Source organism: Henriciella sp. (assembly GCF_029937755.1).
GTDB lineage: Bacteria > Pseudomonadota > Alphaproteobacteria > Caulobacterales > Hyphomonadaceae > Henriciella.
Window position 1 is genome coordinate 96221 of sequence record NZ_JAPYPG010000006.1, and the last position, 17733, is coordinate 113953.

18 protein-coding genes are annotated in these 17733 nt (G+C 61.5%); 13 read left to right on the forward strand and 5 right to left on the reverse strand.

All coding sequences use genetic code 11. From position 1 onward, the window contains the following. The first annotated feature begins 82 nt into the window (after nucleotides 1–82). The 4 genes from Q1K29_RS13525 to Q1K29_RS13540 all read left to right on the forward strand — a co-directional run bounded on the left by Q1K29_RS13525 (nucleotide 83) and on the right by Q1K29_RS13540 (nucleotide 3748). Entirely contained in the window at nucleotides 83–1345 is a 1263-nt protein-coding gene (locus Q1K29_RS13525) for a parallel beta-helix domain-containing protein (protein ID WP_300395628.1), read from the forward strand. Beyond that, the gene (locus Q1K29_RS13530; RefSeq protein WP_300395629.1) at nucleotides 1342–2394 is read left to right on the forward strand and encodes an SO2930 family diheme c-type cytochrome; all 1053 of its coding nucleotides are present in this window, start codon (nucleotides 1342–1344) and stop codon (nucleotides 2392–2394) included. The genes Q1K29_RS13525 and Q1K29_RS13530 overlap by 4 nt, the downstream gene beginning before the upstream one ends. 72 nt (nucleotides 2395–2466) lie before the next feature. Beyond that, entirely contained in the window at nucleotides 2467–2736 is a 270-nt protein-coding gene (locus Q1K29_RS13535) for a DksA/TraR family C4-type zinc finger protein (RefSeq protein WP_300395630.1), read from the forward strand. 91 nt (nucleotides 2737–2827) lie between these two features. After that, entirely contained in the window at nucleotides 2828–3748 is a 921-nt protein-coding gene (locus Q1K29_RS13540) for a hypothetical protein (protein WP_300395632.1), read from the forward strand. Nucleotides 3749–3758: 10 nt separating this feature from the next. On the opposite strand, the gene Q1K29_RS13545 is transcribed toward Q1K29_RS13540, so the two are convergent. Next, the gene (locus Q1K29_RS13545) at nucleotides 3759–4160 is read right to left on the reverse strand and encodes a hypothetical protein (RefSeq protein WP_300395633.1); all 402 of its coding nucleotides are present in this window, start codon (nucleotides 4158–4160) and stop codon (nucleotides 3759–3761) included. A 9-nt stretch (nucleotides 4161–4169) separates the two neighbouring features. Beyond that, the gene (locus tag Q1K29_RS13550; RefSeq protein ID WP_300395635.1) at nucleotides 4170–6572 is read right to left on the reverse strand and encodes a S8 family peptidase; all 2403 of its coding nucleotides are present in this window, start codon (nucleotides 6570–6572) and stop codon (nucleotides 4170–4172) included. Between the two features lie 122 nt (nucleotides 6573–6694). Between Q1K29_RS13550 and Q1K29_RS13555 the strand changes: the two genes are divergently transcribed. The 6 genes from Q1K29_RS13555 to Q1K29_RS13580 all read left to right on the forward strand — a co-directional run bounded on the left by Q1K29_RS13555 (nucleotide 6695) and on the right by Q1K29_RS13580 (nucleotide 12919). Then, entirely contained in the window at nucleotides 6695–7618 is a 924-nt protein-coding gene (locus Q1K29_RS13555) for a DUF2785 domain-containing protein (RefSeq protein ID WP_300395636.1), read from the forward strand. A gap of 123 nt (nucleotides 7619–7741) precedes the next feature. After that, nucleotides 7742–10186, forward strand: coding sequence for a PAS domain-containing sensor histidine kinase (locus tag Q1K29_RS13560; RefSeq protein WP_300395637.1), 2445 nt, complete (start codon nucleotides 7742–7744; stop codon nucleotides 10184–10186). A 138-nt stretch (nucleotides 10187–10324) separates the two neighbouring features. Then, nucleotides 10325–11356, forward strand: a complete 1032-nt coding sequence (gene bioB, locus Q1K29_RS13565; RefSeq protein WP_300395638.1) for a biotin synthase BioB — start codon at nucleotides 10325–10327, stop codon at nucleotides 11354–11356. Between the two features lie 20 nt (nucleotides 11357–11376). Continuing rightward, a complete protein-coding gene (locus tag Q1K29_RS13570) occupies nucleotides 11377–12030 on the forward strand; it encodes an HAD-IA family hydrolase (RefSeq protein ID WP_300395639.1) in 654 nt (217 codons plus the stop codon). Continuing rightward, entirely contained in the window at nucleotides 12012–12623 is a 612-nt protein-coding gene (locus Q1K29_RS13575) for a hypothetical protein (protein WP_300395641.1), read from the forward strand. Before Q1K29_RS13570 ends, Q1K29_RS13575 begins: the two co-directional genes overlap by 19 nt. A 5-nt stretch (nucleotides 12624–12628) precedes the next feature. After that, complete coding sequence (locus Q1K29_RS13580) at nucleotides 12629–12919, forward strand: 4a-hydroxytetrahydrobiopterin dehydratase (protein WP_300395642.1); 291 nt, start codon at nucleotides 12629–12631, stop codon at nucleotides 12917–12919. Here the strand turns inward: Q1K29_RS13580 and Q1K29_RS13585 are convergent. Beyond that, nucleotides 12916–14616, reverse strand: coding sequence for an ATP-binding protein (locus Q1K29_RS13585; RefSeq protein ID WP_300395643.1), 1701 nt, complete (start codon nucleotides 14614–14616; stop codon nucleotides 12916–12918). The genes Q1K29_RS13580 and Q1K29_RS13585 overlap by 4 nt on opposite strands. 169 nt (nucleotides 14617–14785) lie before the next feature. Here Q1K29_RS13585 and Q1K29_RS13590 point away from each other — a divergent pair, with 169 nt between their 5' ends. After that, a complete protein-coding gene (locus Q1K29_RS13590) occupies nucleotides 14786–15559 on the forward strand; it encodes an SDR family oxidoreductase (RefSeq protein ID WP_300395644.1) in 774 nt (257 codons plus the stop codon). A 15-nt stretch (nucleotides 15560–15574) separates the two neighbouring features. Here the strand turns inward: Q1K29_RS13590 and Q1K29_RS13595 are convergent, their stop codons facing one another. Further along, entirely contained in the window at nucleotides 15575–15826 is a 252-nt protein-coding gene (locus tag Q1K29_RS13595; RefSeq protein ID WP_300395646.1) for a hypothetical protein, read from the reverse strand. 92 nt (nucleotides 15827–15918) lie between these two features. On the opposite strand from Q1K29_RS13595, the gene Q1K29_RS13600 reads away from it, so the two are divergent. Further along, nucleotides 15919–16668: a hypothetical protein gene (locus tag Q1K29_RS13600; protein ID WP_300395647.1), complete on the forward strand. Its 750-nt coding sequence runs from the start codon at nucleotides 15919–15921 to the stop codon at nucleotides 16666–16668. Nucleotides 16669–16747: 79 nt separating this feature from the next. Next, the gene (locus tag Q1K29_RS13605; protein ID WP_300395648.1) at nucleotides 16748–17119 is read left to right on the forward strand and encodes a VOC family protein; all 372 of its coding nucleotides are present in this window, start codon (nucleotides 16748–16750) and stop codon (nucleotides 17117–17119) included. Between the two features lie 36 nt (nucleotides 17120–17155). Here Q1K29_RS13605 and Q1K29_RS13610 read toward each other — a convergent pair whose 3' ends face one another. Then, nucleotides 17156–17692, reverse strand: coding sequence for a hypothetical protein (locus tag Q1K29_RS13610; RefSeq protein WP_300395649.1), 537 nt, complete (start codon nucleotides 17690–17692; stop codon nucleotides 17156–17158). Nucleotides 17693–17733: the final 41 nt, after the last annotated feature.

Here is a 17733-nt window from a genome sequence, read left to right on the forward strand (position 1 = left end):
GGTGTCTCTTTCCCGCTCTTGCGGAGACTCCAGAAAAAAGTGACACTCCCGTCAGATAAGAAGGACGGGAGGCCTTTCTGCAATGCGTATCATGATCACGACCGTTGCGAGTGCGGCACTGCTTGCCGCTTGCGGTGGACCCGAAGAGTCCAGCAGCGAAGCGCTTGAAGACACGGCGCCCGGGGAAACCAGCGTGACGACGCCAGGTACGCTCGAAGCCGGGGAGGATTTCCCGGCCCGGCTCCAGACGGCCCTCATCGAAGCCGAGGAAGGCGCGACCATCGCGCTTCCGGCCGGTACCTTCCGGATGAGTGACGGTCTCTCCCTCGACGTTGACGGCGTCACGATCAGGGGCGCGGGGCAGGGCGAGACAATTCTCGATTTCTCGGGCCAGCGTGGCTCTGGCGAGGGACTGCTCGTCACTTCTGATGATGTCACGCTCGAGGGGTTCACCATCCAGGAAACAAAGGGCGACGGCATCAAGTCGAAGGACGCCGACCGCATCATCTACCGCGACCTCACTGTCGAGTGGCTGGGCGAGCCGGATGAAGAGAATGGGGCCTATGGGGTCTATCCAGTGGAAAGCACGGATGTTCTGGTCGAGCGCGTTACCGTTCGCGGGGCGTCTGATGCCGGCATTTATGTCGGCCAGTCGGACAACATCATCGTTCGCGACTCAAAGGCGCATTACAATGTCGCCGGGATTGAGATCGAGAACTCCACGAATGCGGAAGTCTACGATAATGATGTCACCGACAATGCCGGCGGTATTCTCATTTTCGATCTGCCGGACCTGCCGGTGATGGGCGGCAACTCGACGCGTATCTATGACAACGACATCTACGAGAACAATACGCGCAACTTTGCGCCGCCCGGCAATATCGTCGCTGGCGTGCCGTCCGGCACAGGCGTGATCATCATGGCGAACGACAAGGTCGTGGTGGAGAAGAATACCTTCCGCAACAACCAGACGGCCCAGGTGGCGATCATCGCCTATAGCGAGCCTTTCACGGATGAGGACTATAATCCGCTGCCGCGCAACATCGTTATTGCCGACAATTCCTACGAGAATGGCGGCTACAATCCGCAAGGCGAGCTTGGCGCCTTTGCCCCGCTTCTGGGCGGCAACCTGCCACCGATCGTCTGGGACGGCGTTACCCGTTGGGGCGAGGAGGAGGACACGGATGTGAACCTCGTGATCGATGAAGGTGAGGATATCGGTTTCGTCAATCTCGGCCTGGGCAGTTATCCGATCAACGTGTCGAACGCCGCGCCGAGCGACCAGCGTCCGGACTCAGAGCCTTTCGGAGAGCTACAACCGGTGAAGCTCGCCCACGCGGAATGAGGTCTGCGCTCACCACCCTGCTGGCCCTGTTGCTGGCCGCCTGTGGTGAGAAGGCGGCAGGGCCCGACATGGCGGCGATCCTGGCGGAAAAGCCGCCTGCGACCCTCGCCGCCTATGGCCTTTTCTCAGATTTGGCCGCGCGCGAGCCGGCGAAGGGCGTTGTTGCCTATGACCTGGTAAACCCGCTCTTTTCCGATCATGCCGCCAAGCACCGTCTGGTCTTTGTTCCGGACGGCGAGACCGCCCGCTATGAAGACGATGAAGTGTTCGACTTCCCGGTCGGCACCGTGCTCATCAAGACCTTTGCCTTCGCTCCCGATATGCGCCAGCCGTCCGTGGATGAGCGCTATCGCGAGACGCGGCTGCTGATCCACAAACCGGACGGCTGGGCGGCCTTTCCCTATGTCTGGAACGCGGAAGAAACCGAGGCCCGTTACAGCCCGGCAGGCGCATGGCTCGACCTCACCTTCACCGACCCGCAAGGCAATGCGATCCAGACCGAATACCGCGTCCCGAACCAGAACCAGTGCAAGACCTGCCACCAGCTCGGCGATGCCATCGCCCCGATCGGGCCGAAGGCGCGCAATCTCAATCATGAGGGTCCGTATGGGCATGCCCAGCTGGCCGACTGGTCTGCGCGCGGAATACTGAGCGGACTGCCGGATGCGCCGCCGACCGTGCCTGACTCGTCTGACGAAACCGCCAGCCTGGAAGACCGGGCGCGTGCCTATCTCGATGTGAATTGCGCGCATTGTCACCGCCTGGAAGGCTCGGCCTCGAATTCGGGGCTGTTTCTCGGCTGGAGCGTGGATGAGCCGACCAAACTCGGCATTGGCAAACACCCAACCGCCGCCGGTCGCGGATCGGGGAATGCTGTTTTCGTTATCGAACCGGGGCGGCCGGACCGGTCGATCCTGACCTATCGAATGGATTCGACCGAAGCCGGCATAGCGATGCCGGAGCTTGGCCGCTCTCTTATCGATGCTGACGGCGTGGCGCTGGTGAGGGCGTGGATTGCCGGGATGGAGACTGCTGCTTCAGGCGACTGAACCGGAGGGCTCAAAACGCCCGGCCATCGCTCCTACATCCGTGATCAAGTACAAGTACGGAAAGGAAGCGCCATGGCTGGCGGATGGTCCCGGGATGGGGCGGTTCACGAGCAGATCGAGGATTCGATCAAGGACGAGCTGATGCGCATTCAGGCGCGCCAGCAACCGCATGGCGAAAGCCTGTCCCACTGCGTGGAATGTGGCGAGCCGATCCCTGAAAAGCGCCGCGAACTGGTGCCTGGCGTTACCCATTGTGTCGAATGCCAGCAGGAGCGCGATGCCGATCTCGCCCAGCGTGGCGGTATAAACCGGCGTGGCTCAAAGGACAGCCAGCTGAAATAGCGCCCTCCGCAATAGATCAAATTCAACACATTGCTTTCGGCTGGCTGCAACCGAAGTGTGCTTTTCTGTGCCTGCTTGGGGAGGGACGGGAATGGGCCGGCCATACTGGATCGCAGCAGCGTTTTGCATCATTGGACTTGGGGGATGTGATGCGTCGCTTTCTGGTGCGGACCGGTCCAACCTCTCCGCGAATACGCCGATTGTCACTGCAGCAGACCAGGGCGGTGTCCGCTTTGGCGATGTGATGACAGCGGCCGAGACCTGGCTGGCCGAAGCGCCTGCGCCGAGATTCGAAGAATACCGCATGCCGAGCCATTGCCGCATGCCGCGGGCCGGTGGGCGGGCGAAGGTCTATTACTATTACAGCTATGGCGGAGGGCAGAACATACCGCTTCATGCTGCCTGGAAGACGCCGGATGGAAAGACCGTCCAGTATGGCATGCTCGGCAATGTTCGCCGTACCGATGTCATGGTCACAGAGACGGAAGACCCGGTGTACCTGGTGCTCGCCTCCTATGACGAGATGCTCTGGAATATCCAGCTTGCACCGGGCGCGGAAATCGATGGTATCGCCGTCATGTCTTACGAGGGCGCGATGGTGGCCAATGCACCCGATGGCGCCAATATCGGCTTCGTTTCCATGCGCAACAGCCCCAATTCGAGATGCCGGGTTAAGCCGCGCGGGCCGGCCATCCCGGTCGAAGCAAGGATTGCTGGCGCGAAGAAGCTCAATCCGGATTTTGACTCACCGAGTTATGTCGAGCAGTGGAAAGCCGACTTCAAGGAAACGCAGAAATTCCACCGCCAGACCCTGCGCGGCATGATCGGCGCGAGCGCGGACGTCCAGCTCTATCGCACCGGAGGTGTCGGGTCTCAGGCTATCCTCGCCGGGCCTGTTCCGGCCGAGCCGTTCGCGCCTCAGCCTGTCACATCGATCCTCTACCAGTCGAACATGCTGCCGCTATGGGGCACGCGCGAAGAGGCTGAAGCCCGGGTTGCCGGCGGAAGCTGACCGGCCCGTCCTAGTAGACGTCCATGATCTCTTCGATTGTTTTCACGGTCTCGCCACCGCAGCGGATCTCGACGCGGTCGGGCGAAATGCCTTTCTGACGGAAAACGATCTTGCCGATACCGGCGGGCTGGTCCCATTCGACAATGTCGAGCACCAGCGTGCCGTCATCCCGGATGCCTTGGGATTCGAAACGCCGCGAGATGTCGTCATTCTCGACTTCAAGCATCACGACCAGGTTGCCATTGGCGCCTTCGGGGCCTGGCATCCTGTCCTTCCAGGCGGACGTGTCCGTGATGGTGACATTGCAAACCTGCGGCATGGGTTCGCCTGAGGGATCATCAGCCATGCCGGCCCCCTGTGTCGTGCAGGCGCCCAGCAGGACGGCGGTGAGGATGGGAGCAATCTGTTTCATGTCTCAAGCCTACCATGTCTTCGACATGGACAACCAGTAGACGCTCGCGCTGTCTGCGTTCGCGACGTGGTTCGGCTGGGTGGAGAGCGTTGCGGTCAGGCCTGCATCCACGCCGCCCGGCAGGCCGAAGCCCCAGCTCGCCTCATAATTGATTTCGCGCCCGCTCGGGCTGAGCGGGGCATTGATCGTCTCGGAGACGAAGTTGAAATCCTCATCAAGGCCGGTGATGCCGCTGAAGTTGAGCGTACCGGTTTCAGCGCGGCGCGGCTGGGCGACCGTCAGGCCGAAGACGCCGGCGGGCGTGACCGTGTCGGCGCCAAGCGACCAGCGGCTGGTCCACACACTGCTTGTGTCGACGCCCGGCAGGTCGACGGAAGCCGCTTCCATGCCGGCCGACAGCCGCAGGGATTGCAATGGACGGTAGGCGCCTTCCAGAGCATAGGCCGAGAGGACTGAGCGGTCTTCGCCGCCAAAGCGGCCCTGGATGACACCGCCAAGCGCCGTACGGTCATCGCGAATGGTGCTGACCTGGCCGCGCAGGCCCCATTTCTCTTCGATGCGAGACAGGCCAACGCCTGAGACGGCAAGGTCCTCATCGTCGGACGAGAAGATCTCGAAGGACATCTCGCCAACATCGTGGCTGAAACGCGCCCAGCCGCCATCTGAGAAGCCGGTTCGGGCGCCGGCCTCGTTGATCAGGCTGACTTCCGGCGCGAGGGACTTCGCCCCGAAGCCGCGGCCGAATTCAATCGAGCCCCCGGAGAAATTGTATTCGGCGGTGAACTGCCCCATCGGGGCCTCGTCATAAGGCAGGAAGCGGTCATCGCGGAAGGCAGGCTGGTGATAGGAAAAGGTGACCGGGCCCTGCCGGAAGGCGCGGGACTGGCCTGCAGCGGAATCAGCGCGAACGTCGAAGTCGGCCACGCGGGCTTCGCCTGTGGGCATGATTGCTGCGGCATCGAAGCGGTAGGCGCGATCGAATTTGTCGGTGAACACAAGTCTTCCCAGTGCGCCCGGCTGGCTCGCCCAGTCCCCGAAGGCCCCGGAGGCCGGGACGATGGCGGTGCTGGTCGGGACCGCCTTTCCGTCGATGGAGAAGCTTGTCGTGCCCTGCGGGGCGAAGGCGGCTTCGAGGTTCATGATACCGACGCCTGACACAGCATCCACGCCGACGCCCGCGGCTTCGTCCCGTATCGGGTCAGGATCGGAATCGACATAGTCGTCGGCGCTTTCCAGCAGGGCGGCGAGTGCATCTTCCGGGGTCATATTGGGAAAGAGGTCGAGCATCAGCGCCAGCGCGCCAGACACATAGGGCGCAGCAAAGGATGTGCCGCTGACGCTGTAATAGTCGCCCTCGCTATCGGCATCGTTGCATCCCGATGTCTCTCCGGCTGTACAGGTCGGGCGATCGGGGAAGAACTGGTCATCATCGGGGCCAGAGGTGACGATGCCCTCGCCGGGGGCAAGGATATAGTAGTTCTTCGTATTGGTGCTGGAGCCGTTTTCGCCATCGCCAGCACGATTGGAGAAGTCCGAAATGACGCCACTGAGATCGACCGACCCGACGGCGACCACGCGGCCCAGCGTCCCAGTAGAGCCGGCGACATTGGCGGGTTCGTTCGGTGAAATGCCTTCTGCAGGCAGGACAGTGCTGGGATCATCCGGCGCCGGGCCGGGCGGAACCGCGTCATTACCGGCCGAAACGACAACGAGGACGCCAGCCTGAGCGGCTCGGCGCACCGCGTTTTCCAGCGTGGGATCGGAATCCGGCTGACCGCCTAGCGACAGGTTGATGACCTGCGCGCCGCGGGCAATCGCGGCATCGATGGCATCGGCGACGGCACTGTCAGGAAAGCGGCAGCCTTCGTCTTCACCGGTTTCCTGGCAACTGCCCGGCCGGTCTGTGCGGATGGCGAGGATATCGCTTTCGAAGGCGATGCCGTGAATGCCCGCACCATCCTTGGCTGCGGCGGCCACTCCGGACACCAGCGTGCCATGGCTTTCCTGGTCAATATCGTCGTCGGCCCGGGTCGCCTCATAGATATCGAAGCTGGTCGAGAGAACCTGCCCGACAAGGTCGGGGTGGGTTTCGTCGACCTGTGTGTCGATCACCGCAATCGTGATCCCCGCACCCGTCGCGCCTTCGGCATAGGCCGCCGATGCGCCGAGGAAAGGCAGGCCGCCGGTGAAATCATACTCGCTCGTCTCGAACGAACTTGCTGGCGGTGGAGGCGGCGGCGGGGGTGGAGGAGGTGGTGGTGGCGGAGGGGGAGGCGGGGGACTGACCGGCGCTGCGCTGCCGCCGCCACCTCCGCTTGCGCAGCCAGCTGCACCGAGGAGTAGCGGCACGGCCAGCGAGGCACTAAGCAGGAGGCGGGACATGTGAGGGCGAGGGGACAGTCTTGAGGGCATGTGATCGGCTCTCCGATGAGACGCAGCATGTGTCCGCGCCGAATTCTTCTTGCCTGCAGCTTGATACGTCCCCAACATTCGCGCAAGGCGCGAACCCACGCGCGCGCAGGGTGGAGGAATGGATGCTACGTCTCGGGATGGCTTTTGGCCTTCTATGCCTGATGTCGAGCGCCTGCGCGGCGGCCGGCGCTGAGGGGTCAGGAACGACCCCGGCCAATCCGGACCAGACATGTGAGGCGCTGGCTGCGGAGACGGAGGTCGCCGCCATAGTCTCTGCAGGTGAGCCGGTGGGTGGCCTCGCGCTCGCGATCGCTGCCTGTCTCGGCCACGCCGATCCCGATATCCGCCACGGCTTCGCTTATGGGTCATTGGCGCGGTTGATGCGCGCCGGGCTGGTAACGGAAGCGACGCGCCGCGACCTGCTGCAGGCCTTGAGTGGCGATCTTTCTCCGGAGACAGCCGATCCGGAGGGCTTCCTGAAGCCCTTTGCCGCGCTGGTGCTCTCGGAAGTCGCGCGGACCGACCGCGTCGATCCGTGGATGAATGGGGAGGAGCGTACCGGCCTGGTTGAGACAGGGGCTTCCTATGTGGAGAGCGTCAGCGATTATCGTGGTTTCGACGACGAAGATGGCTGGCGCCATGGCGTGGCACATGGTGCTGACCTGCTGATGCAGCTCAGCCTCAACCCGGCCATCGGCGAGGCTGAGGCGCGGCGGATCCTTGACGCCATCGGTGGTCAGATTGCATCGGATGAGGCCCCGGCTTTCATCTTTGATGAGCCGCGCCGTCTCTCACGCCCGATCCTGTTCCTGACCCAGAGGGGACTGTTGAGTGAAGGAGAGCTGACGTCCTGGTTCGAGTCGCTCGCGCAGCCGGCACCGTTATCTGACTGGGAGGAGGCTTTCGGCTCCAAAAGTGCGCTGGCGCGGCGGCATAATCTCAGGGCTTTTGCCTATGCCGTGCTTGTGGCCGCGACCGAGAATGAGGACGAAAACCTGAAACGCCTCCGCCCCGGCGCCTTGCATATCCTATCCACAATCCCTTGAAGATGAGGCGCGTCTGCGCTGCCAAGGGTTACTGCCCCGTTAAGACGGCCTTAACGAGAACCGGCCATTCCGTTAACTAGTAGATTGGCCCAGCGTGCAACTGATTCGCGCCGGAGGGATGTTATGACCGCTGAACAAGTCCCGATCATCATTGCCGCGGGTGCGCTTGCGCTCGGTCTGGCCTTTATTCTCTGGGCTTTGCGGACGTCGGAAGGCGCACGCGGCGCAGCCAAGAAATATCGCGAACGCGCCGGCGATGCGGAGACCGATCTTGCCGAACTGAAATCGGTTCTGGGCGCGCATCCGGGCGTTATTCTCGTCTGGCAGGGCGAGACGCTGGAAGATGAGGGCGACACCATCGCCGCGCCGGAAATCCATGGCTCGCCGATTGCGCTCGCTGGCCTGCTGCGCTTCACCGACGATGCGGTCTCCGTCGATCCGGCGATCCGGATCATTGAAGGCCTCGCCGATCTTGAGGCCCGTGACGGGGCCGGACAGGACACGACGCTTCGCATCCGCCTACGCGAACTGCGCGAGAACGGCCAGCCTTTTTCGCTGACCTTGATTGGTCCTTCAGGCCGCTTCCTCGAAGCCGATGGCCGCACCGCCGGTGCCCGCGCGGTCGTGTGGATTACCGACTCCACCATCAAGGGCCTCGAAGAAAGCTCTGCGCGCGGCAAGCTGGAAGAAGCACGCCAGGTCATTGCACGCGATCCGACCGCTTTCCTCGACATGCTCGGCAAGGCGCCGTTCCCGGCCTGGCGTGTGTCAGGCGTGGGCCGTCTGCAATGGGCCAACCCGGCCTATATCGAAGCGGTCGAGGGCAGCTCGCTTGACCGCACGCTCGACCGGCAGATCATGCTGGACGACAAGGCCGTTGACCAGATGCGCCGCACCATCTCCGAAGGTAAGGACATTGACGCCACACGTCATATCGTTGTCGGCGAAGAACGCAGGGCGATGCGCGTGCTGACCTTCCCGCTGTCGGGTGGGGCAGGCGCGATGGCCTTCGATGTGACAGAGGAAGAGGCTGCGCGCGAGGACCTCAACCGCCACGTGAAGGCGCATGACGAGACGCTGAACCATGTCGCTGATGGCGTCGCCATCTTCGGGCCGGACCGCAAGCTCACCTTCTATAACCGGGCCTTCGCGGCGATGTGGGAGCTGGAAGAAGGCTTCCTGCTCGACAGCCCGAGCCATGGTGAACTGCTGGACAAGCTGCGCGAGCGCCGCCGTCTGCCCGCGCGCGCCGACTATGCCGAGTGGCGTGCCAATGAACTCTCGCACTATCTCGACATCTCCGGCATCGAGGAAGACAAGTGGTCCCTGCCGGATGGCCGCACGCTGCAGGTTACCCGCCAGCGCCACCCGATGGGCGGGCTGCTCTTGCTGTTCAAGGACATTACCGGCGAGCTCGATCTGCAGACGCGTTTCAACGCGCTGATCAAGACGCAGACCTCGACGCTGGACAGCCTGCATGAGGCGGTTGCGGTGTTCGGCTCCGATGGCCGGCTGAAGCTCTCCAACAAGGCGTTCGAGTCGCTCTGGTCGCTGGATCCGCAGCTCGTGAAGGACACGCCAGATTATGATGTGATCATCGAGCAGTGCATCCCGCTCTTCCATGACCGGGAGACCTGGTCACAGATCAAGGGCCACATCACTGATCCGTCGGCCAATGCCCGCCAGATGACGACGGGCGAGATGAAACGCTCTGACGGCACGACACTGACCTATGTGACCCAGCCCCTGCCGGACGGGAATACGCTGATCGCCTTTGCGGATGTTACCGCCCAGCGGGCCGTTGAAGGCGCGCTTCGCGGCCGGGCCGAGGCCTTCGAGGCGGCTGACCGCCTCAAGACCGAGTTTGTGCGCAATGTCAGCTACCAGCTGCGCTCGCCACTGACGACCATTCTTGGCTATGCGGAATTCCTTGAGTCCGGGGCAAACGGAGAGTTGAACGAACGCCAGATGGACAATGTGAAATCCATTCTCACGGCATCGGATCATCTCAACAAGCTGATTGAGAACATTCTTGATCTCGCCCTGATCGAGGCGGGCCGGATGGATCTCGACCTTGAGGATTTCAAGCTTGCCGAGGTCGTCCAGGAAAGCGTCGACCTCGCTGTTGGACAGGCCAGCGATACCGAGATCAGCATACATGCCGAGATCGAGAAGGGGCTCGGCACTGTGCATGCCGACAAGCGCCGCATCCGCCAGGTGCTGTTCAACCTCCTGTCCAACGCCATGCGCTTCACCGAGCCGGGGGGAGACATCACCGTCTCGGCGAGCCGCGTCGAAAGCATGGCGATCCTCTCGGTCAAGGATAATGGCAAGGGCATCGAGGCCGACCGGCAGGCATCCAGCTTTGACAGCTTCACCTCTTCCGACCAGCGCGGTGCCGGCCTCGGCCTGGCCCTGGTGAAGAACTTCGTCGACCTGCATGGCGGCAATGTCGGGATCAAGTCGATCCCTGACGGCGGCACCGAAGTTGTCGTCTGGCTGCCGGTCACAGCGGTGATGACCAAGCGCACGCCGCTCGAAAACACGCCGGTCGAGGCCAGCGCCTGAGCGTAGCGCTAACAACAGTATGAAAATGGAGGCCGGGGCTTGAAAGCGTCGGCCTTTGCCGTGAGAAGGATGCCCGTGAGGGCCCGCCAGGAGATTGGCAGGCTGGCATCCGAAGTGTCCGGAGGAATAGGAGACCCCATGCCGCAGACAGATCCCCGCCATGACTGGACCCGAGAAGATATTGCCGCGCTCTATGAAGCGCCGCTCGACACGCTGATCGGGCAGGCGCTCGCCGTGAAGGCCGCCAACTGGGCGGACGGCAAGGTCCAGAAGAGCCAGCTCCTCTCGATCAAGACCGGCGGCTGCGCCGAAGATTGCGGGTATTGCGCCCAGTCGGCACACTTCGATACGGGCCTGAAGGCTGAAAAGCTGATGCCGCTCGATGACGTGGTTGCTGCAGCCAGAGAGGCAAAGGCCGGCGGGGCGGATCGCTTCTGCATGGGGGCTGCCTGGCGCAGCCTCAAGGACCGCGATCTCCCGAAGATCGCTGCGATGGTCTCTGCCGTTAAAGCCGAAGGCCTGGAGACCTGCGTCACTGCCGGCATGCTTGAGCAGGATCAGGCAAAGGCGCTGAAAGAGGCCGGGCTCGACTATTACAATCACAACCTCGACACCTCGCGGGAGTATTACAGCACGGTCGTCTCGACGCGGACCTATGAGGACCGGCTGGAGACGCTCGCCTACTGCCGTGAGGCGGGCATCAATCTTTGCGTCGGCGGTATCCTTGGCATGGGTGAAGGCCGCGAGGACCGGATCGGCCTGATCCACGAGCTTTCCAAGCTCGACCCGCACCCCGAAAGCGTGCCGGTCAACATGCTGGTCCCGATCGAGGGCACGCCGCTCGGCGACAGCCCGCCTGTCAGCATTGTTGAAATGGCGCGCGCTCTGGCCGTCTGCCGCATTGTCTTTCCAAAAAGCTGGATCCGCCTTGCTGCTGGCCGTGAAGCGATGACCGAGGAGGGGCAGGCGCTCTGCCTGCTGGCGGGGGCGAACTCCATCTTCGTCGGCGACCGCTTGCTGACCACGGACAATCCGGGCGAAACGCGTGACGAGGCGTTGCTGAAGGCGATGGGCTTTGAGCATGCCTCGAAGGAAGAGACCGCGACAGCAGCAACGCCAGCAACACCTGTGCGCCGTCATACACTGATCGGCGAGCCGCAGTCGGTCTGAACGTACAGGAGAGCAAGTCCATGAGTGATCGCATCGAGGCGGTGATATGGGATTTCGGGGGCGTTCTGACGTCCTCGCCATTCGAAGCCTTCAACCGCTACGAGGCCGAGCGCGGCCTGCCGACTGATTTCATTCGCTCGGTGAATGCCCGCAATGGGGACACCAATGCCTGGGCGAAACTTGAGCAGTCGAAAGTCACCGCAGACGAGTTCGACCAGCTCTTCCGTGAGGAGAGCAGGGACCTTGGCCATGAAGTACCCGGCAAGGATATTCTCGGGCTTCTGTCCGGAAACCTGCGCCCGCGTGTCGTTGAGGCGCTGAAGCAGGCCAAGGCGAAGGTGAAAGTCGGCTGCATCACCAACAACGCTCCGGTCGGCAAGGGCGCCGGCATGCAGAACGATGAAGCCCGGGCTAGCGAAATTGCGAAAGTGTTCGAGCTGTTCGATGAAGTGATCGAGAGTTCCAAGCTTGGTATCCGCAAACCTGACCCACGCATCTACGCGCTGATGTGCGAGGCGCTCGACGTCGACCCGAAAAACTGCGTCTATCTTGATGATCTTGGCATCAACCTGAAGCCGGCCAGGGCCATGGGCATGACGACCATCAAGGTGCTCAGTGAGGACCAGCTTCTCCACGACCTTTCGGAGGCGACGGGATGGCCAGTTCCCGCATAAGGCACGTAAAGGCGGGCCTGATGCTGGCCGCCATGCTCGTCAGTGCCTGCGGTCAGGAACCCGCTCGCGACACGGTGCGCCTACAGGTCGAGGAAGCGCCTGACTACATGCAGCCCGATGCGGTGCACGAGTCAGAGACCGCAGAGCTGACGGAAGAGGCAAAGACGACTGTCGGCAGGTTGCGAGAGATCATCGAGACCAACTCGCTTTACCGGCTGTCTCGCTATGCAGACAGCCAGCCAGGCTTCATTTCCAACTTTGCCGGCGCTTCGCACCGCGCTCACTGGGACTTGTTGCGGCGAACGGGGTTTGACCCGATCCTGCGGATGGAAGACTTGCTGGACGGGCCCTATGGCACGCGTACGGTGGGCGGAGAGACCTGGTATGTGTGGCCGGACCTGGCTGCTCTCGACGCCAGCGACCTGCGTCCGGAGCGTCTGAACTTTCGCCAGCGTGCGCGGCTGGAGGAACTTGTCGGCGAGGCGGGGATTGAGAAGATAAGACAAGGCAGTGGCTATCCGGGTGTTCGCATGGCGATCGCCTCAGATGGCCGCTGGCTCTATTATGTCCATGAGACGCAAAGCGAGGATTGATCCCTATGGCAGACAAGATGGACCCCGGCACGGCAATCGGTCAGCTCAAGGGCTGGGACAAGGCCGATGGCAAGGAAGCCATTACAAAGACCTTCAAGTTCGCCGATTTCTCGACCGCTTTCGGATTTATGAGCGCGATGGCGACGCAGGCCGAAAAGGCCGACCATCATCCCGAATGGTTCAATGTCTACAATACCGTCGAGGTCACGCTCACAACGCATGATGCCGGTGGCGTCACGCAAAAGGACATTGATCTCGCCGGGAAGATGGACGCCCTGGCGGGCAAACTCGCCTAGGCGCGCTTTTTCTGCATCATGGAATCGAGGCTGCTGCCGTAGCGGCCATCCATTTCATCGTCGTCATCCTCTGAATGAGCGGATACGCCTGACAGGGATCGGCGCAGAACGGACATCAGCTGACGTTCGTCGATCGGCTTTGCGACGTAGCCACACATACCGAGTGCGAGATAGCGCTCGCGATCCCCGGCCATGGCATCGGCCGTCAGGGCCACGACAGGAACGTTCGACCAGGGCTCGTCACTGGCACGGATGTGTTCAAGCGTTTCCGGGCCATCCATCTCAGGCATGTGAATGTCGAGCAGGACAATATCGATATGGTGTGCGGAAAGCTGCTGCAGCGCCTCTATGCCGCTATCAGCTTCCAGCACTTCCAGGCCGAGCGGCTCGACGAAGAGGCGCGCAACGCGGCGATTGATATGATTGTCATCAACAATGAGGGCGGTTTTTCCGGTGAGACCTGTATGTTCGCTTGTCTCGGGGCGGAGCGATGATTCCGGAACGGCGCTTACATCTCGCAACGGTTCTTTAGATCTCGTTGCGGGTCGGGCAACACGGCCTGCTTCGATTGTGAGGGTGAATATGGATCCCTTACCCCTCTTGGAAACGACGCTGATATCCCCGCCCATCTTGCGGGCAAGCTTGCGTGAAATCGCAAGTCCAAGACCTGTCCCGCCATAGGAGCGGGTGGTTGAGTGGTCGGCCTGGTGGAAGTTCTGGAAAAGCTTTTCAACCTGCTCTTCCGTCATACCGATGCCGGTATCGGACACATGGATCTTGAGCCGGGCCCGGTTCGGATCCTCGGTGTCTTCCGACGTTGCGGCGACAATTACGCCACCTTCATGGGTGAACTTCAGGGCATTCGATACGAGATTATCGATGCACTGGCGCAGGCGAACGGGGTCGAACTCCAGCTGCGAGGGAACCGACTTGTCGACAATCATGCGCAGTGAGAGGCCCTTTTCCGTGGCTTTTGGCCGGTAGAAGCTCTCGGTACGGCGCAATTTGTGGCGCAGGTCGTCCGAGATGGGTGTGATTTCCAGCTTGCCGGCCTCGATCTTTGACAGGTCGAGAATATCATTGAGCAGCGTCATCAGCGATTTCGAGCAGTCGAGTATCGCCTCGACCATTTCGCATTCATCCTGCTTCAGGTCACGATGACCAAGCGCCTGCGCCATGCCAAGTATGCCATTGAGCGGCGTGCGGATTTCATGGCTCATGGAGGCGAGAAATTCCGACTTTGCCTCGCTGGCGGCAAGCGCTTCACGCTTGGCATGACGGAGCTTTCGTTCGTGTTCGCGGACGTCGGTGATGTCGGAGCTGATGCAGAGAACGGTGCCGTCCGGCAGTTTCGAAAACGTGGCCTTGATCGCCCGGCCATCCGTCGTCTCGACATCGATTGTGCCGAAGTTCCTGACCTGCGTTACCAGATGCTTGGTATATGTCTCAAGATCTATGCCTTGCGCGGCGAATTTGACGCCTGTTGCAAGGATGGCACGCGTGCTGTTGTACATCGCGTCTTCCAGCGACTGGCCTTCATCGAGCAGACGATAGAATTCGGGAAAGTGCGAGCGGGCGGTCTCGTTCACGTAGAGGAGGCTGAAATCGGAAGCATGCAAGGCGAAGCCGTTGTCGATCTGCGCCACGGCTTCCAGCATCTGATCCAAACTCAGGTTCAGGGCTTTTCTCTTTGGCACGTACTTTCCTCCCACGCTTTTCCCCCGCGTTTGCCCCAAATTGCATTAGAATCGTTGAGAAATTCTTCATGAGCGCGAGACGCCCATGAGCCAGAAGTCTGCTTGACGTTTGCCGGCCAAGCTGGAACTGAGGCACCATGATCAAGAATACATGCGAAGGGAGAGAGGCATGGGCCGCGTAGCAGGAAAGATGGCGCTGGTGACTGGCGGGGCGCAGGGGCTCGGCGAGGCAACCGCGAAAATGCTGGCGCGCGAAGGCGCCAAGGTCGCCGTGACGGACGTCAATGGTGAAGGCGCGACGAAGGTCGCTGCCGAGATAAATGCAGAGCTGGGCGAGGGCACCGCCTTTGCCTGGCAGCATGATGTAACCGATGCGGATCGCTGGCAGGCCGTGCTGAAAGAGGCCCATGAGGCCATGGGCGGTCTGAATATCCTGGTCAACAATGCCGGTATCGGCTCGCTTGGCTCGGTCGAGGACGAGAATTACGAGACTTTCCGCAAGGTCCAGGAAGTCGACGTCGACTCCATTTTCCATGGCTGCAAGTATGCGATCCCGCTGATGCGTGACCACGGCCTTGGCTCGATCATCAACATCTCATCCATCGCCGGCATTGTCGCGAGTGGCAATTACATTGCTTACAATACGGCGAAGGCGGCAGTGCGTCATATGTCGAAGTCGATTGCGCTGCACTGTGCCAAGACCGGTGGCAAGATCCGCTGCAATTCGGTGCACCCCGTTTTTATCAACACGCCCATTCTCGACCGGACCAAGGAAATGTTCGGTGAAGAGGAAGCGCTCGCCAAGCTGGGCCGGCAGATTCCCCTCGGCAAGGTCGGTGAGCCCGACGATATCGCCTATGCGGTGCTCTATCTCGCCTCCGATGAGAGCAAGCTCATTACGGGCATCGAACTCAAGGTCGATGGCGGTATTTCGGCGATGTAATCACGGGCTGAGCGCTCAGGATTCCGGGTAGGGCGCGCCGAGCTTGTCTTCGCGCACCAGTTTGCGCTGGTGGCGTGACCGCGTGATCGGCGCGACCTTCCATGCGATGGGAATGGCCAGCAAGGCGGAGAGCGCAAAGACCGCCGGGATCGCGTATTCAGCATAGGCCTGAAGCGGCGTCGCCAGAACGGCGATCATGCCTATTCCGTAAATGACGAACGCGGCCATGCCGTAGATGAGAAGGGTGATGGCAAGTCGATTGGACATTGATTTGCTCCAAATCTCGGTGGTTCTATACCGTTAAAACTGAAATCAGGGCCTCTCCGTTCCCCGGACGGGCACGATTGGGAGGGATTTTCATGCAAGCGAACACCGTTCTGGCCGTGCTTGGACTCGCAATAGCCTCGAGTGCTTGCGCAATGGCTGAAACAGAAAACCTTGCAGACCCGGCCACTGCGTCATTGACGGGGGAAGCGTGTCCCGATGTCGGCGAACGCGCCTATTTCTTCTGGATGCAGCCGCGCTCCGCCGAACCCGGCGACGAGATTTCCCTCTCTCCATACTGGACGGACATGCCAGGCAGCTACAACGACCTGCCACCCGGTTGTGTCGGCGATCTCGAGGCGTTTCCCGAAGACGCGGTCACGTTCGACCGTCAGGATGATGGTCTTGCCATTGCTTCCATCAGCGCTGACGCCGAGCCGGGCACTCGGGTTCGGCTGGAGGCCACTTATAGGGGCGCGTATGCGTTGAGCGGCATTGTCGACATCTACCGTGAGGAAGAGAATCCGCTGGTTGGCTTGTGGCGCCAGGCCGGGGACTCCTGTCCCCCGGAAAGCGCTGTGCGCGAGCTGGTCTTCACCGGCGGTAATGAAATGAGCGTCACCTGGACGCCATTCGAGGTCTACAAGGACTACTGGGCTGACTACCAGTATGATCCCCAAACCGGAGCCTTCAGTTTCGAGGTAGAGGGCGGCAACCAGATTCCAGAGGATATCGTTGCGGCCGGGACGGCGCAGGTCGATGGCGACCGGCTGGTCTTCAAGGATGTTTTCTTCGGTACGCCGAGGCAAGCAGAGGGTGGCTGCCGCGCCACATTCGTGCGCTAGTCCAGGCCATCCCAGAAACAGGTTGCGGCCGGCCAAATGTTCATGTAATGTTCCAAGCCTCAAAGCAGGAGGCTGGGATATGATCGGATATGTGACGCTGGGTACGAACGACCTTGAGCGGGCGGCGAAATTCTATGATGCCATCGCCGCGGAAATGGGCACCGGCAGGATGATGGAGTTCGACACCTTCATCGCCTGGGGCAAGCCGGACGGGCCGGCAGGCTTTGCCGCGACCAAGCCTTATGACGGCAAGCCTGCGACGGTCGGCAACGGCATGATGGTCGCGCTGCAGGCGAAGGACAAGGAACAGGTTCAGAAGCTCTACGAGATTGCACTTGCCAATGGCGGCACCGATGAGGGGGCGCCGGGCCCACGCGGCGATGACGGTTTCTATGCCGCCTATTTCCGCGATCCCGACGGCAACAAGCTCAACGCCTTCACCATGGTCTGATGCAGGCGATGGCGCCGGCGCGATGGCCTTCGACGCTTAGTCCAGGCCTGTCATTGGCTGGCGTGTGTAGGTGATGGTGTTGCCTTTCGGATAGGAGGTAAGCTCCAGCCGGTCTTCGCTGAGGCTGAGGATACCGTAGCAGAGCGCCTCGCCGGTATCGGTGGATGTCATCGTGATGAGCTCCATGTCGGCTGCGTCGCCCGGTACGTCCGGGCAGGTCTCGACGGACTGCAAGGTCTCTGTGGAGAGGACTTTGCCGTCATATATCATCGTCACGCTGCCATCGATGATCGACATTTCCGAACGGTCATCCTCGCCGGACACCCAGTCGCCTTCGAGGTCGTCAACCAGAGGCGAGACCTCGTCCGTACTGGCGTCGTCGTTCATGCTGGCATCTTCGGTCATGGATGTTCCGGACATATCGCCTGCCGCGTCCTGTTCCTCAGGGAGTGCCGCGTCGCTTTCCATCGGTGCTTCCGATGCAGGCGTCTGTTCTGCAGGGTCGGAGTCCCCGCATGCGGATAGGAGGAAAAGTGTCGAGGCGCTGGCGAGTACGGTCTGCTTCCAGTTCATGAGAGTCTCCTGCTGGACGAGTATGAAAAACTTACGTCCGG